The organism is Aeromonas sp. ZOR0002 (assembly GCF_963866995.1).
GTDB classification, from domain to species: Bacteria; Pseudomonadota; Gammaproteobacteria; order Enterobacterales; family Aeromonadaceae; genus Aeromonas; species Aeromonas caviae.
Genome location: NZ_CAWMFQ010000358.1, coordinates 1 through 13,050, shown reverse-complemented (window position 1 = coordinate 13,050; position 13,050 = coordinate 1). Strand labels below are relative to the sequence as shown.

Genomic DNA, 13,050 nt, shown 5'->3' with positions numbered 1-13,050 from the left:
TCACAGTAGGCTGAGCAGCAAGCCCCCCAGGATGAGTCCCTTGGTGTAGTCGATGATGGCGTTGAGCTGGTGAACCTGATCCTCGACGGTGGCGTCCCCCTGGGCCTCGACCTCGACCAGCGCCAGCCTGAGCTGGTCGGCACTGTGTTCGTAACGGGCCAACTGGTTCTGATAAGCGCTCAGGGCTGTGGTCCATTCACGGATCAGGCGGGTATTGTCGGCTTGCAGGGCACGATACTGGGTGGAGAGCATTTGGCCTGCAAACTCCCCGTCACCGGGCACATCGAACTGGCCGGTTGCCAGCATGCCGTCAACCGCGTCCTGATAGAAGCGGGTGGCTTGTGCCAGCTCGGCCTGGATGGCAGGAGTAGGGCCTTCGCTCTGCATCTTCTCCAGCGCATAGAGCTGGCGCAAGAATCCGATGTTGGCCTCCATGCCGCCATCGGCCGCCTGCCAGCGGGTCGCGAGGCCGCCGTTCCAGCTGATGGCCTGATCCGGTGAGCGGGTGAGGCTCTCGACGGCCTCGTCACCGATCACCTCCAGCCTGGTCGAGAGGCGTGACATGCGTTCAGAACTGGCACGCAGCGCCTCATCGGCGCTCGTGAAGGTGCGATAGAGAGTCAGCAGCTGTGCCTGCTCTTGCTGATAGGTCTGCTCATGCTGCTTCAGCGTGGTGATGGCTGCCGCATCGATGAGCCCGCCTTGCTCCACCCGGCGCAAAGCGTCGCTGGCCGCCTCTTTTGCCCGTTGCAGCTCTGGTGCGTCGAGGGGGATCCCCGAGAGCATTTTCTGGATATAGAGCGACTGGTTGCCGAGTTCGATGGAGCCCTCCATGGCACCATCTGCCGTCTGCCAGGCGGCACCCAGGACGTAGGAGAGCAGATCAGCCAGCCGCTGGCTGCCATACCAGCCGATCGCCCCCATGCCCAGGGTGCAGCCGAGCAGAATGGTGAGTCCGAGGTTGGATGTGGTGACGATTTTCATGACTCAAGCCTTCCCTGGTGCCGAACAAGACCATTTCAGTGTTCAATCAATGACGAAGATGTGCCATCCCCGATGGAAAATAAAGTGACAGACAGTGTTCTCAACGAGGGAAATGGACGGGTATGAAGAGCGGGTCATCCCATGATCTGCATGGACCTATGCTGGATACTTATCCAGTTATTCTTTATGCTATGACCCAATTTGCGAGAGTCTGCGTGGCGAGGAAAAGAACATGATCGGTCGCTTGAGAGGCGTCATCATCGAGAAGCAACCCCCCGAGGTGTTGCTGGAAGTCGGAGGGGTGGGATATGAGGTTCATATGCCCATGAGCTGCTTCTATGATCTGCCCGAACTCGGGAAGGAGGCCGTCATTCACACCCACTTCGTGGTGCGTGAAGATGCCCAGCTGCTCTACGGCTTCAACCACAAACAGGAGCGGGCGCTGTTTCGCGAGCTGATCAAGACCAACGGGGTCGGCCCCAAGCTGGCCCTGGCCATTCTCTCCGGCATGACGGCCACCCAGTTTGTGATGAGCGTCGAGCGCGAGGAGATAAGCTCCCTGGTCAAGTTGCCCGGCGTGGGCAAGAAGACCGCCGAGCGCCTGGTGGTGGAGATGAAAGACCGCCTCAAGGGCTGGGTCAGCCACGATCTCTTCTCCCCGGCCGAAATCACCCTGCCCGCGAAAGAGAGCCCGCTGCGTGCCCCGGATGCGAGCGAGGAGGCGGCCAGTGCACTGGTGGCCCTCGGCTACAAGCCGCAGCAGGCCAGCCAGATCGTCAGCAAGGTGGCCGCCGACGGCATGTCGGTAGAGGAGATCATTCGTGAATCCCTGCGCAGCCTGGTGTGAGGTAGACAATGATTGAAGCGGATCGCCTCATCTCGGCCGGTGCCGCCCGTGAGGACGAGATCATCGATCGGGCCATCCGGCCCAGAAAGCTGGCCGATTACACCGGACAGGATCATGTCTGCGATCAGATGGAGATCTTCATCGAGGCCGCCCGCCAGCGCGGGGAGGCCCTCGATCATCTGCTGATCTTCGGGCCTCCCGGCCTTGGCAAGACCACGCTGGCCAACATCGTCGCCAACGAGATGGGGGTCAACATCAAGACCACCTCGGGCCCCGTGCTGGAGAAGGCCGGCGATCTGGCGGCGCTCCTCACCAACCTGGAACCGAACGATGTGCTCTTCATCGACGAGATCCACCGTCTCAGCCCGGTGGTGGAGGAGGTGCTCTATCCGGCCATGGAGGACTACCAGCTCGACATCATGATAGGGGAGGGGCCGGCGGCCCGCTCCATCAAGCTCGATCTCCCTCCCTTCACCCTGATCGGTGCCACCACCCGGGCCGGCTCCCTCACCAGCCCCCTGCGAGATCGGTTTGGTATCGTGCAGCGCCTCGAGTTTTACAACGTCAAGGACCTGACCGACATCGTCTCTCGCAGCGCCCGCTGCCTCGGGCTCGACATGACGGAAGACGGCGCTCTCGAGGTAGCCCGTCGCTCCCGGGGGACACCGCGGATTGCTAACCGTTTGTTAAGGCGGGTACGAGATTTTGCCCAGGTGAAGTCTGACGGGCGAATTGACGGACCCATTGCGGCCCGTGCCATGGACATGCTGGACGTGGACAACGAAGGTTTCGACTTCATGGATCGCAAGCTATTGTTGGCCGTCATCGACAAGTTTATGGGGGGGCCAGTCGGGCTCGACAACTTGGCCGCCGCCATCGGTGAGGAGAAGGACACCATAGAAGACGTGCTGGAACCTTATCTGATCCAGCAAGGCTATCTGCAACGTACACCCAGAGGGCGGATCGCAACTCAGAGAGCCTACGCACACTTTGGCCTGGAACGACCGGCAGATCAGTAGACGTTGCGATATGAACCAAAAAGCCGCCCTTGAGGCGGCTTTTTGTTTTGCGGGCAAAAAAAAGCCCACGGCACAGGCGGTGGGCAAAGACAATTCAGGATGGATGTTCACAGACAGTGAGCGCGTCTGCAGACCGGTCGGGAAAAAACAGAGGAGCCGTCGCGAGGCTTCAGAGTCGGTTCATTTGATAGAGTTGAACGAAAGAAAGCTTGTAGTAACGGATGGTCTTGGCAACAAACTTTTTCATCATTAATCCCAACAAACAGGTTCGAAATGTTCATCGAATACGTACCGGGAACCCGGAATGACCGGCCTGTATTCAGAGGTATGCCCTCACTGCGAGGCGCATTGTAGGAGCTCTTTCCGGGTGGGGCAAACAAGAAAATCTATGGGCTTTTGATTAGATAAACTAATGATTTTGGTGGGGGTGTCAATCCGCATAAACATGTGTTTTTACTGGGTTTAAATTGATTTTTGGATGAGCCTAGCCATTTATTGAAATAATCGAGATGCGAGGGCTTTATTTCCGGGGTTGCGTATTTGTTTAACAGAATTGAAACTATTTTGATGTGTCATAAAATTGATTTAAATCAATTATTTACGGCTTGGCGTTTTTTGTGATGAAGCTCCCATAATTAATGGGAAAAGCCCCATAAGTTACCTTGAAAAAACATGTATTGAGGGTGGTTTTACATTGATTTCAATCAAATAAAGGTGATATAAAACAGCGATCATTATAGGCGGGAATAGAACCCTGGTTATTGTTTATTAGATGTTAAACATTAGCTTTTTTTGTTCCTGTATATTGCCTTGTTGTTAATGTGGTGGCAGTCGAATCCGGTCAGTCCGCGAGGGGTGACCGACCGTTCGGGGACTTCCAATGGAAGCTTTGTCCTTAAAACTTAAAATAGCCGTGCCAATAATCGGTGAGGAAACATCATGATTGCTGAGCATGTGGTAGACCTATCGCGGTTCCAATTTGCTGCGACGGCCCTTTATCACTTCCTGTTTGTACCCTTGACGCTGGGGATGGCCTTCATCCTGGCGATCATGGAGTCTGTCTATGTGATGACCAACAACACAGTGTACCGGGACATGACCAAGTTCTGGGGCAAGTTGTTCGGTATCAACTTTGCCCTCGGGGTTACCACCGGGCTCACCATGGAGTTTCAGTTCGGTACCAACTGGGCTTACTACTCCCACTATGTCGGCGACATCTTCGGGGCCCCGCTGGCCATCGAAGGCTTGATGGCCTTCTTCCTGGAGTCCACCTTCGTCGGTATGTTCTTCTTTGGTTGGGATCGTCTCAGCAAGCGCCAGCACCTGGCGGCTACCTGGCTGATGGCGCTCGGGACCAACCTCTCCGCACTGTGGATCCTGGTCGCCAACGGCTGGATGCAGAACCCGGTGGGTGCCGAGTTCAACTTCGAATCCATGCGCATGGAGATGGTGAGCTTCGCCGACCTGGTGTTCAACCCGGTTGCCCAGGTCAAGTTCGTCCACACCGTGGCGGCAGGCTATACCACGGGCGCCATGTTCGTGCTCGGGATCTCCTCCTATTACCTGCTGAAGAATCGTGATGTGGCATTCGCTCGTCGCTCCTTCGCCATCGCGGCCGCGTTCGGCATGGCCTCCATCCTCTCCGTGCTGGTGCTGGGTGACGAGTCCGGCTACGAGACCGGGGAAGTGCAGAAGGTGAAACTGGCGGCCATCGAGGCCGAGTGGAACACGGAGCCGGCTCCGGCATCCTTTACCCTGTTCGGGATCCCGAACCAGGAGGAGATGCGCACCGACTACGCTATCAAGATCCCCTATGCCCTCGGCATCATCGCCACCCGTTCCCTGGACGGTCAGGTGACTGGTCTCAAGGATCTCAAGAGCGAGCATGAGCTGCGCGTGCGCAACGGCATGACCGCCTACGACCTGCTGACCAAGCTGCAATCCGGTGACAAGTCCGACGATACCCGCGCCCGCTTCGACGAAGTGAAGCAGGATCTGGGCTACGGTCTGCTGCTCAAGCGTTACACCCCCAACGTGACCGACGCCACCGACGAGCAGATCAAGGCTGCCGTGGATGACTCCATCCCGCAGGTACTGCCGCTGTTCTTCGCCTTCCGCATCATGGTCGCCTGCGGCATCCTGATGCTGGTGCTGATCGGTCTGGCTTTCTATGACAGCACCCGCCACAAGATCGGCGAGCGCAAGTGGCTGCTCAAGGCACTGCTGTACGGCATTCCGCTGCCCTGGATCGCCATCGAGGCGGGCTGGTTTGTCGCTGAATATGGTCGTCAACCCTGGACCATCGCCGAGATGCTGCCGACTTATGTCTCTGCATCCAACATTCCTGCGTCCGAGATCTGGTTCTCTCTGATCGGGATCTTCCTGTTCTACACCGTACTGCTGATCATCGATATGTACCTGATGTTCAAGTATGCGCGCCTGGGCCCAAGCAGCCTGAAGACGGGCAAGTACCACTTCGAACAGAGCAAGGCATAAGGAGAGTGACCCATGTTTGATTACGAACTGTTGCGTCTGGTCTGGTGGGTGCTGGTCGGCGTGCTGCTGATCGGGTTTGCCATCACCGACGGTTTCGATATGGGGGTGGGCGCCCTGCTCCCCTTCGTCGGCAAGAAGGATGTGGAGCGTCGCGTGATGCTCAACACCATGGGGCCGCACTGGGAAGGCAACCAGGTCTGGCTGGTGACCGCCGGTGGCGCCCTCTTCGCCGCCTGGCCCATGGTCTATGCGGCGGCCTTCTCCGGCTTCTACATCGCCATGATCCTGACCCTGATGGCGCTGTTCTTCCGTCCGGTCGGCTTCAAGTACCGCTCCCTGCAGGAAGACGCCAAGTGGCGCTCCAACTGGGACTGGGCTCTGTTTGCCGGTAGCGCCATTCCCCCTGTCATCTTCGGGGTGGCGTTCGGCAACCTGCTGCAAGGCGTACCGTTCAGCTTCAACCAGTTCCTGATGATGACCTATCACGGCAACTTCTTCGGCCTGCTCAATCCGTTCGGCCTGCTGGCCGGTCTGGTGAGCCTCTTCATGATCATCACCCAGGGTGCAACCTGGCTGATGATGAAGACCGAAGGTGAAGTGCTGGCGCGCTCTCGCACCGCCGCCATGATCTTCTCCCTGCTGACCCTGGTGCTGTTCGCCCTGGCCGGTGTCTGGGTGAGCGGCATGGATGGTTATGTGATTGTGGGCTCCGTCGCCACCGACGCCGTCACCAACCCCCTTCACAAGGAAGTGGTGGTGCAGGCCGGTGCCTGGATGCAGAACTACAGCCTCTATCCCTGGATGATTGCTGCGCCCGTGCTGGGTCTGGTGATGTGTCTGCTGACCGCCGTGGCGGCCAAGCTGGACAAGGGGTGGGTGGCGTTCCTGTTCTCCTCCCTGGCCATCGCCGGCATCATCCTGACCGCGGGCTTCTCCATGTTCCCGTTCGTGATGCCCTCGAGCCTCGAGCCGTCCCAGAGCCTGACCATGTGGGATTCCACCGCCTCCTTCAACACCCTCAAGGTGATGACGGTAGTCGCAGTCGTCTTCGTGCCGACCGTGCTGGCTTACACCATCTGGACCTACATCAAGATGTTCGGCCGGGTGAGTAACAAGCACATCGAAGACAACCAACAATCGCTCTACTAAGAAGGTGCCCTGATATGTGGTATTTCACCTGGATCCTGGGGCTGCTGCTGGCCTGTGCGTTTGGGATTATCAATGCGCTCTGGCTGGAGCACACCGAGAACCTGGATCGTCAGATTGATGAAGACAAGTGACAGGCTCGCCCGGCTGGCTGCTCCTCTGGAGCGCCAGCCATGGCAAGGTCTGATGCTGCTGGCGGGGGCCCTGCTGGCTGTCGCCATCTTGCAGGCGCCCAACCTGGTCGCGGCCAACACCAGTGAGCACGGCCTCTGGCTTGCGCCCTGGCTGATGTGGGCGGTCTGTTGCGGTGTCATGCATGGACTGGGGTTTCACCCGCGCAGCCTGGTGGGTCGCGTGCTGTTCTTCCCCTGGCTCGCCCTGCCCAGCCTGCTCTGCGGGCTCTGGCTGACCAGCAGCTACTACCTGCCATAAATGATGAAGGAGGTCGGCATCAGCCCACCTCCTTCTTCTTTTTTGACGGGCGTGCCATCGCCCGGTCAGAGCGACAGAACCTCGCTTGTCACGCCGCTCGCAGCCACTTCTCTTTTCCGCTTTTCTTGCGATGCTGACAGCCCTGTGGTCTTCGGCCTGTCGGCGCCGCAGCACGCCATAAAAAACAGGAAGAGACGGGATTTCCCTGTCTCCCCCTGCTTCTTTCCTATTCAGCCCTGCGCTATGATAGCCCCCCATCTGACTGTCGAATGGATCACAGATTTTTATGGGGGAAGTCTCTGAGTTTCCGGTGCGTGTCTACTACGAAGACACGGATGCCGGAGGCATCGTCTACAACGCCAATTATCTCAAGTTTATGGAACGGGCCCGCACCGAATTCCTGCGCGCAGGCGGCATCGAACAGGATGTCCTGCTGCAGGCGGGGATCGCGTTTGTGGTGAGTCGCACCGAAATCGACTTCCGCGCGGCGGCCCGCTTCAATGAACTGCTGACCGTAATGACGCAAGTAACTGAAGTGAAACGCGCTTCCATGCGTTTTTCACAGCAGATCCTGGCGGCTGATGGACGGCTGATCACTCAGGCCATGGTACAGATCGCCTGTGTCAGTCATCCGCAAATGAAACCTGTTGCAATACCTGAAAAAATCAAGGGAGTGCTGTTAAGTGCACGCTGAAATTTCGTTTATTGGCCTGTTCTGGCAAGCCAGTCTGTTGGTGAAACTGGTCATGATGACCCTGATGGGCATGTCGGTCGTCTCCTGGGCGCTGATCATCCAGCGCTCCAAGGCCATCAAGGCGGCCAACCTCGCCTCGGAGCAGTTTGAAGACAGATTCTGGTCCGGGGTCGACCTCAATCGTCTCTACCAGGAGTCCTCCTCCCGTCGTGACGACATCGAAGGCATGGAAGACATCTTCTACTCCGGCTTCAAGGAGTATGCCCGCCTGCTCAAGGCCGGTGCCCGCGGTCAGGATGCGGTGATGGACGGTACCTATCGCGCCATGCGGGTCTCTCTGTCCCGTGCAGTGGACGATCTCGAGTCCAACCTGCCGGTCTTGGCGACCATCGGCTCCATCAGCCCCTATATCGGTCTGTTCGGTACCGTCTGGGGGATCATGAACGCCTTTATCGCTCTGGGTCAGGTTCAGCAGGCGACCCTGCAGATGGTGGCACCGGGTATCGCGGAGGCGCTGATCGCCACCGCCATGGGTCTGTTTGCCGCCATCCCGGCCGTTATCTTCTACAACCGCTTCACCAACAAGGTCGAACGGCTGGAAAACGCCTACGCCAACTTCATGGACGAGTTCACCACCATTCTGAACCGCCAAATCGCACAGCAGGGTGAGAAGTAATGCAAACCTATCAGCGGCTCAAACGCAAGAAGGTCGCCGAGATCAACGTGGTGCCCTATATCGACGTCATGCTGGTGCTGCTCATCATCTTCATGGCGGTCACGCCCGTGATCACGCAGGGGGTCAAGGTCGACCTGCCCCAGGCGGAGTCCGAGCAGTTGCCGGAAGACTCCAAGCCGCCTTTCATCGTCAGCGTCAATACCGAGGGTGAGTACGTCATCAAGGCCGGCGAGGCGGATGACGAACCCGTACCGAGCGGCACCCCCGAGGCGATGCAGCAGTACATCACCGAGAAGGCCATGGGCTATCTGGCCATCAACCAGAACGCGCCCGTGGTGGTCGCCGGTGACAAGTCCGTGCGCTACGAGGAGGTGATCCTGCTGATGGTGGCCCTCAAGAAAGCCGGTGTGCCTCAGGTTGGTCTGATGACGGATCCGGTGAACTGACGGAGATGGATGTGAAGCGTGGTATTTCCGGTTATCTCGTCGCGTCGCTGCTGCTGCATCTGATCATCGGCATCATCCTGCTGGTCGGTGTCGACTTCAGCAAACCCAAGCGCCCCGAGTCCAAGGGACAGATCGTCAATGCGGTCATGATGGACAGCGAAATGCTGGAGCAGCAAATGCAGCAGGTCCAGCAGCAGAAGCAGGCCCAGCCCAAGGCTGCACAGCAGCAGAAGGACAAGGAAGACGCTGAGCGCGTCAAACGCGAGCTGGCACAGGAGCAGGAGCGTCTGCGTATCGCCGAGACCAAGCGCAAGCAGGCCGAAGAGGCGACCCGCAAGGCCGAAGCCGACAAGCAGAAGAAAGAGGCTGAACAGAAGCAGGCGGAAGAGAAGGCCCAGAAAGCCGAGGAAGCCCGCAAGCTGGAAGAGCAGAAGACCAAGAAGGCCGAAGCCGAACGCAAGGCGGCGGAAGAGGCCAAGGCGCTGGCGCTCAAGAAGAAAAAAGAAGAGCTGGAGAAGAAGCAGGCTGAAGAGAAAGCCAAGGCGGAAGAGGCCAAGGCCAAGAAAGCGGAAGCCGAGAAGAAGGCCAAGGCCGAAGCCGAGAAAAAGGCGAAGGCGGAAGCCGAGAAGAAAGCCAAGGCCGAGGCCGAGAAGAAGGCGAAGGAAGAGGCTGACAAGAAGGCAAAAGCTGACGCAGAGAAGAAGGCGAAGGCCGAGGCCGACAGAAAGGCCAAGATTGAGGCGGAGCGCAAGCGCAAGGCGGCCGAAGAGGCCAAGTTGCAAAAAGAGATGGAAGCCATGATGGAGCAGCAGCTGGCCGCCGAGGCCAATGCGCGCAGTCAGGCCGCATCGGCAGCCGCCAAGGGTGAGGTCGACAAGTATGCCGCCCTCATCAAGGCCACGGTCGAGCGCTACATGATTTTGGATCCCACCATGCGGGGCAAAACATGTACTATCGGTGTCAAGTTGGCCAGTAGCGGCTTCGTCATCTCGGTGGACAACGGTCAGGGTGATCCGGCGGTCTGTCGCTCCGGCAAGGCGGCGGTTCTGAAGGCCAACCAGTTGCCGGTGCCGAAGGATCCGGCGGCATTCGAGATGTTGAAGGAGTTTAACCTCAAGTTAGAACCGAGCATCTAAGCGTGATAGAACGGGGTCAATGACCGTGGTTGGCAGCATCTGCTGATAAAGGGATTTCACCTCTCATTTTTTTGGAACAGAGTATTTAAGCCATGATAAGAAAAGTGTTTTTTGCTTTGGTTGGCTGCCTTCTGCTAGGCCAGAGCGCTCAGGCGGCCTTGGACATCGTCATCACCGGCGGTATCGACAGTGCGCGCCCCATCGCCATCGCCCCCTTCAAGTGGGAGGGCAATGGCCAGTTGCCGCAGGACATCGCTGAAGTGGTCTCCAACGACCTGATGCGCAGCGGCAAGTTCAAGCCGCTGGCCCGTGGCCAGATGCCGCAGACGCCGAGCACCAGCGGCGAGATCAACTTCGCACCCTGGGCTTCCCAGGGGGTCGAAGCCGTGGTGGTCGGCTCCATCGCCGCCGTGGGTGATGGCACCTACAAGATCAACTTCGAGCTGGTCGACGTCCTGAAAGGCCAGCTGGCCAAGACTCAGGGCGGTGAAGCGAACGGTTACATCCTGGACAGCCGCATGGCGACCATCCCGGGTGCCCAGATGCGCCAGTTTGCCCACCGCATCTCCGACATCGTCTACGAGCGTCTGACCGGTGAGCGTGGTGCCTTCCTGACTCGTCTGGCCTATGTCTCCGTGCAGCAGGGCACCCAGTTCCCGTATCAGCTGCGGATCTCCGACTACGACGGCTACAACGAGAAGACTCTGCTGCGCTCCCGTGAACCCCTGATGTCCCCGGCCTGGTCGCCGGATGGCAGCAAGCTGGCTTACGTGAGCTTCGAGAACCAGAAGTCCGAGATCTATGTGCAGGACATCTACACCCAGCAGCGCAGTCTGATCACCAGCTTCCGTGGCATCAACGGTGCGCCGGAGTGGTCTCCAGATGGTCGTCGTTTGGCTATTGTTCTGTCCAAAGATGGACAGCCTGACATCTATGTCGTTGATGTTGCTAGCAAGCAACTCACTCGAGTCACAAATAACCGAACCATCGACACCGAACCCTCCTGGATGCCGGACGGTCAAACTTTGCTGTTCACCTCTGAACGTGGTGGCAAACCCCAGATTTATAGCGTAAATTTGGCGACTGGCATGACTCGCCGGATGACCTGGGAAGGGGATTCCAACCAGGGGGCATCCATCACACCGGACGGCAAGTCCATGGTGATGGTGACCCGGGTTCAGGGACAATATCGCATCGCTCGCCAGGATATGGAAAATGGAGCCATGCTGGTACTGACCCAGAGTGCTCTGGATGAATCGCCAAGTGTGGCTCCCAATGGCAGCATGATCATTTATGCCACCATCTATCAGGGTCGTAAGAGTCTTGCATTGGTGTCGACCGACGGTCGCTTCAAGGCAGTGCTTCCGACCAGTAGCGGTGAAATTCGTGCACCAGCTTGGTCGCCCTTCTTGAATTGATAAAAATCGATTGTTTTTTGTTTTGTTATAAAGGTTTAAGGAAATAGCATGCAACTCAATAAACTGCTCAAGGGTCTGGCCATCGCACTGCCACTGTTCACCCTGGCTGCCTGTAGCTCCTCTTCCGACTCCGACGCCGCTGGCGCCGAGTCCGGCATGACCGACGGCATGGGCGGTGTACAAACCGGCGGCGCCAACGGCATGTTGTCCCCGGAAGAGCAGATGCGTCAGAAGTTCGAAGCGCTGCAACGCGACAACGTGATCTACTTCCCGTACGATGGTTACGACATTCAGGGTCAGTACGCCGACCTGCTGGATGCCCACGCCAGCTACCTGCGTGAACGTCCGAGCGTCAAGGTACTGATCGAAGGCCACGCCGACGAGCGCGGTACGCCGGAATACAACATCGCGCTGGGTGAGCGTCGTGCCAAGGCTGTTGCCAAGTATCTGCAAACCCTGGGTGTGCAGGCCGAGCAGCTCTCCATCGTCAGCTATGGCGAAGAGAAGCCGCTGGATCTGTCCCACACCGAGGAAGCCTTTGCCAAGAACCGCCGTGCGGTCCTGGTTTACTAAGGTTTGAGTCGAACGAAGTTCGTTTATATGCAAGCGGCCATTTCGATGGCCGTTTTATTTGCACTAAACGTCAAGGTTTGATCCGAATGAAATCTGTATCAGCGAGCGACTATGCGCTGGCCGTTTTATTTGCACTAAACGCTAAGGTTTGATCCGAATGAAATCTGTGTACAAGCAAGCTGGTGTTGCGCTGGCCGTGTTGGTTGCTTTGAATGCGCAAGCGGCAGCACCCGTGAGCGATCTGAGCGGGGATTCTGGCAGCAGCGGCGTGGTGCTGAGCGGCAACAATGGTGCCATCGTACCGACCGGCAGCCTGGAAGACCGGGTTGCTCTGCTGGAGCGTACCCTCAACGCCCGTCTGCGTCTGCAGGCCGAACTGCAGCAACAGGTCGACTCCCTGCAAGGGGAGGTCTCCGAGCTGCGTGGTCAGCTGGAACAGCAGACCTACCAGATGGAGCAGTCCCAGGAGCGCCAGCGCCAACTCTACCAAGAGCTCGACAAGGTGGCCAACAGCCAGCCTGCCGCCGCGCCCGCAACACCTGCTGCAGGTGCTGCAACGCCTCCTGCCGCGGCTGCCAACTACTCCACCAACCAGGATGAGAACCAGGCCTACGACGCGGCCGTGAACATGGTGCTCAAGGAGAAGAACTACGACAAGGCCATTCCTGCCTTCGAAGGGTTCATCAAGCAGTTCCCGAACTCCAGCTATGTTCCCAATGCCCACTACTGGCTTGGCCAGCTGATGTTCAACAAGGGCGACAGGGCGGGGGCCGCGAGCCAGTTCTCCACGGTGGCGAACAAATACAGCAAGTCACCCAAGCGGGCCGATGCCCTGCTGAAACTCGGCATGCTCGCCCAGCTTGACGGCAAAAAAGCAGAGGCCAAGGCCTTCTATGAGCAGGTGATCAAGGGTTACCCCAACACCTCGCCGGCCCAGCTGGCCAAACAGAGTCTGGCCAAGCTGTGACATTGCTGCATGTCACTGTTTTCGTAACACTCTTGTAAATACCGCCGTGCTTTGTATGCGCAGTGAACAATCAGATTTAATTTAAGATTTTTCTATTGCGCCAGGATGATAAATCCGTAATATAGGCCGCCGTCAGAGCCGGAGCAGTAATGCAGTCGGCGCTGGTCGTGGTGAGGGTCGTTAGCTCAGTCGGTAGAGCAGTTGACTTTTAATCAA

General features: G+C 58.0%; 14 protein-coding genes and 1 pseudogene. 14 read left to right on the top strand and 1 reads right to left on the bottom strand.

Annotation, left to right across the window (positions count from 1 at the left end):
* Positions 1 to 984: pseudogene (locus AACR77_RS19160) on the bottom strand (methyl-accepting chemotaxis protein); the annotation flags it as partial.
* Between the two features lie 232 nt (positions 985 to 1,216).
* On the opposite strand from AACR77_RS19160, the gene ruvA reads away from it, so the two are divergent.
* From ruvA to ybgF, 14 genes are all read left to right on the top strand, one after another.
* Positions 1,217 to 1,831, top strand: a complete 615-nt coding sequence (gene ruvA / locus AACR77_RS19155; protein ID WP_010672867.1) for a Holliday junction branch migration protein RuvA — start codon at positions 1,217 to 1,219, stop codon at positions 1,829 to 1,831.
* Between the two features lie 8 nt (positions 1,832 to 1,839).
* The gene (gene ruvB / locus AACR77_RS19150; RefSeq protein ID WP_041211014.1) at positions 1,840 to 2,850 is read left to right on the top strand and encodes a Holliday junction branch migration DNA helicase RuvB; all 1,011 of its coding nucleotides are present in this window, start codon (positions 1,840 to 1,842) and stop codon (positions 2,848 to 2,850) included.
* Positions 2,851 to 2,860: 10 nt separating this feature from the next.
* On the top strand, positions 2,861 to 3,103 hold the full coding sequence (locus tag AACR77_RS19145; protein ID WP_029313687.1) for a hypothetical protein: 243 nt from the start codon (positions 2,861 to 2,863) through the stop codon (positions 3,101 to 3,103).
* Positions 3,104 to 3,789: 686 nt separating this feature from the next.
* Complete coding sequence (locus AACR77_RS19140) at positions 3,790 to 5,346, top strand: cytochrome ubiquinol oxidase subunit I (protein WP_042878758.1); 1,557 nt, start codon at positions 3,790 to 3,792, stop codon at positions 5,344 to 5,346.
* 12 nt (positions 5,347 to 5,358) lie between these two features.
* Positions 5,359 to 6,495: a cytochrome d ubiquinol oxidase subunit II gene (gene cydB / locus AACR77_RS19135; RefSeq protein WP_042878756.1), complete on the top strand. Its 1,137-nt coding sequence runs from the start codon at positions 5,359 to 5,361 to the stop codon at positions 6,493 to 6,495.
* A 14-nt stretch (positions 6,496 to 6,509) separates the two neighbouring features.
* The gene (cydX, locus tag AACR77_RS19130; protein ID WP_005331536.1) at positions 6,510 to 6,626 is read left to right on the top strand and encodes a cytochrome bd-I oxidase subunit CydX; all 117 of its coding nucleotides are present in this window, start codon (positions 6,510 to 6,512) and stop codon (positions 6,624 to 6,626) included.
* Entirely contained in the window at positions 6,613 to 6,924 is a 312-nt protein-coding gene (locus AACR77_RS19125; RefSeq protein WP_042878754.1) for a cyd operon YbgE family protein, read from the top strand. Before cydX ends, AACR77_RS19125 begins: the two co-directional genes overlap by 14 nt.
* Positions 6,925 to 7,210: 286 nt before the next feature.
* Positions 7,211 to 7,618, top strand: a complete 408-nt coding sequence (ybgC, locus tag AACR77_RS19120; protein WP_010672872.1) for a tol-pal system-associated acyl-CoA thioesterase — start codon at positions 7,211 to 7,213, stop codon at positions 7,616 to 7,618.
* Complete coding sequence (gene tolQ, locus AACR77_RS19115) at positions 7,608 to 8,294, top strand: protein TolQ (RefSeq protein ID WP_010672873.1); 687 nt, start codon at positions 7,608 to 7,610, stop codon at positions 8,292 to 8,294. The genes ybgC and tolQ overlap by 11 nt, the downstream gene beginning before the upstream one ends.
* Positions 8,294 to 8,740: a protein TolR gene (gene tolR / locus AACR77_RS19110; RefSeq protein ID WP_010672874.1), complete on the top strand. Its 447-nt coding sequence runs from the start codon at positions 8,294 to 8,296 to the stop codon at positions 8,738 to 8,740. The genes tolQ and tolR overlap by 1 nt, the downstream gene beginning before the upstream one ends.
* A 5-nt stretch (positions 8,741 to 8,745) precedes the next feature.
* Entirely contained in the window at positions 8,746 to 9,876 is a 1,131-nt protein-coding gene (gene tolA, locus AACR77_RS19105) for a cell envelope integrity protein TolA (RefSeq protein WP_042014603.1), read from the top strand.
* Positions 9,877 to 9,968: 92 nt separating this feature from the next.
* The gene (tolB, locus tag AACR77_RS19100) at positions 9,969 to 11,294 is read left to right on the top strand and encodes a Tol-Pal system beta propeller repeat protein TolB (protein ID WP_010672876.1); all 1,326 of its coding nucleotides are present in this window, start codon (positions 9,969 to 9,971) and stop codon (positions 11,292 to 11,294) included.
* A gap of 48 nt (positions 11,295 to 11,342) precedes the next feature.
* Complete coding sequence (pal, locus tag AACR77_RS19095) at positions 11,343 to 11,867, top strand: peptidoglycan-associated lipoprotein Pal (RefSeq protein ID WP_010672877.1); 525 nt, start codon at positions 11,343 to 11,345, stop codon at positions 11,865 to 11,867.
* A gap of 157 nt (positions 11,868 to 12,024) precedes the next feature.
* On the top strand, positions 12,025 to 12,834 hold the full coding sequence (gene ybgF, locus AACR77_RS19090) for a tol-pal system protein YbgF (protein WP_041211017.1): 810 nt from the start codon (positions 12,025 to 12,027) through the stop codon (positions 12,832 to 12,834).
* Positions 12,835 to 13,050: the final 216 nt, after the last annotated feature.

Excerpts from the sequence above, each read along its gene's own strand:
- ruvA (WP_010672867.1), top strand. The coding sequence starts at position 1,217 with ATGATCGGTCGCTTGAGAGGCGTCATCATCGAGAAGCAACCCCCCGAG.
- ruvB (WP_041211014.1), top strand. The coding sequence starts at position 1,840 with ATGATTGAAGCGGATCGCCTCATCTCGGCCGGTGCCGCCCGTGAGGAC.
- AACR77_RS19145 (WP_029313687.1), top strand. The coding sequence starts at position 2,861 with ATGAACCAAAAAGCCGCCCTTGAGGCGGCTTTTTGTTTTGCGGGCAAA.
- AACR77_RS19140 (WP_042878758.1), top strand. The coding sequence starts at position 3,790 with ATGATTGCTGAGCATGTGGTAGACCTATCGCGGTTCCAATTTGCTGCG.
- cydB (WP_042878756.1), top strand. The coding sequence starts at position 5,359 with ATGTTTGATTACGAACTGTTGCGTCTGGTCTGGTGGGTGCTGGTCGGC.
- cydX (WP_005331536.1), top strand. The coding sequence starts at position 6,510 with ATGTGGTATTTCACCTGGATCCTGGGGCTGCTGCTGGCCTGTGCGTTT.
- AACR77_RS19125 (WP_042878754.1), top strand. The coding sequence starts at position 6,613 with ATGAAGACAAGTGACAGGCTCGCCCGGCTGGCTGCTCCTCTGGAGCGC.
- ybgC (WP_010672872.1), top strand. The coding sequence starts at position 7,211 with ATGGGGGAAGTCTCTGAGTTTCCGGTGCGTGTCTACTACGAAGACACG.
- tolR (WP_010672874.1), top strand. The coding sequence starts at position 8,294 with ATGCAAACCTATCAGCGGCTCAAACGCAAGAAGGTCGCCGAGATCAAC.
- tolA (WP_042014603.1), top strand. The coding sequence starts at position 8,746 with ATGGATGTGAAGCGTGGTATTTCCGGTTATCTCGTCGCGTCGCTGCTG.
- tolB (WP_010672876.1), top strand. The coding sequence starts at position 9,969 with ATGATAAGAAAAGTGTTTTTTGCTTTGGTTGGCTGCCTTCTGCTAGGC.
- pal (WP_010672877.1), top strand. The coding sequence starts at position 11,343 with ATGCAACTCAATAAACTGCTCAAGGGTCTGGCCATCGCACTGCCACTG.
- ybgF (WP_041211017.1), top strand. The coding sequence starts at position 12,025 with ATGAAATCTGTGTACAAGCAAGCTGGTGTTGCGCTGGCCGTGTTGGTT.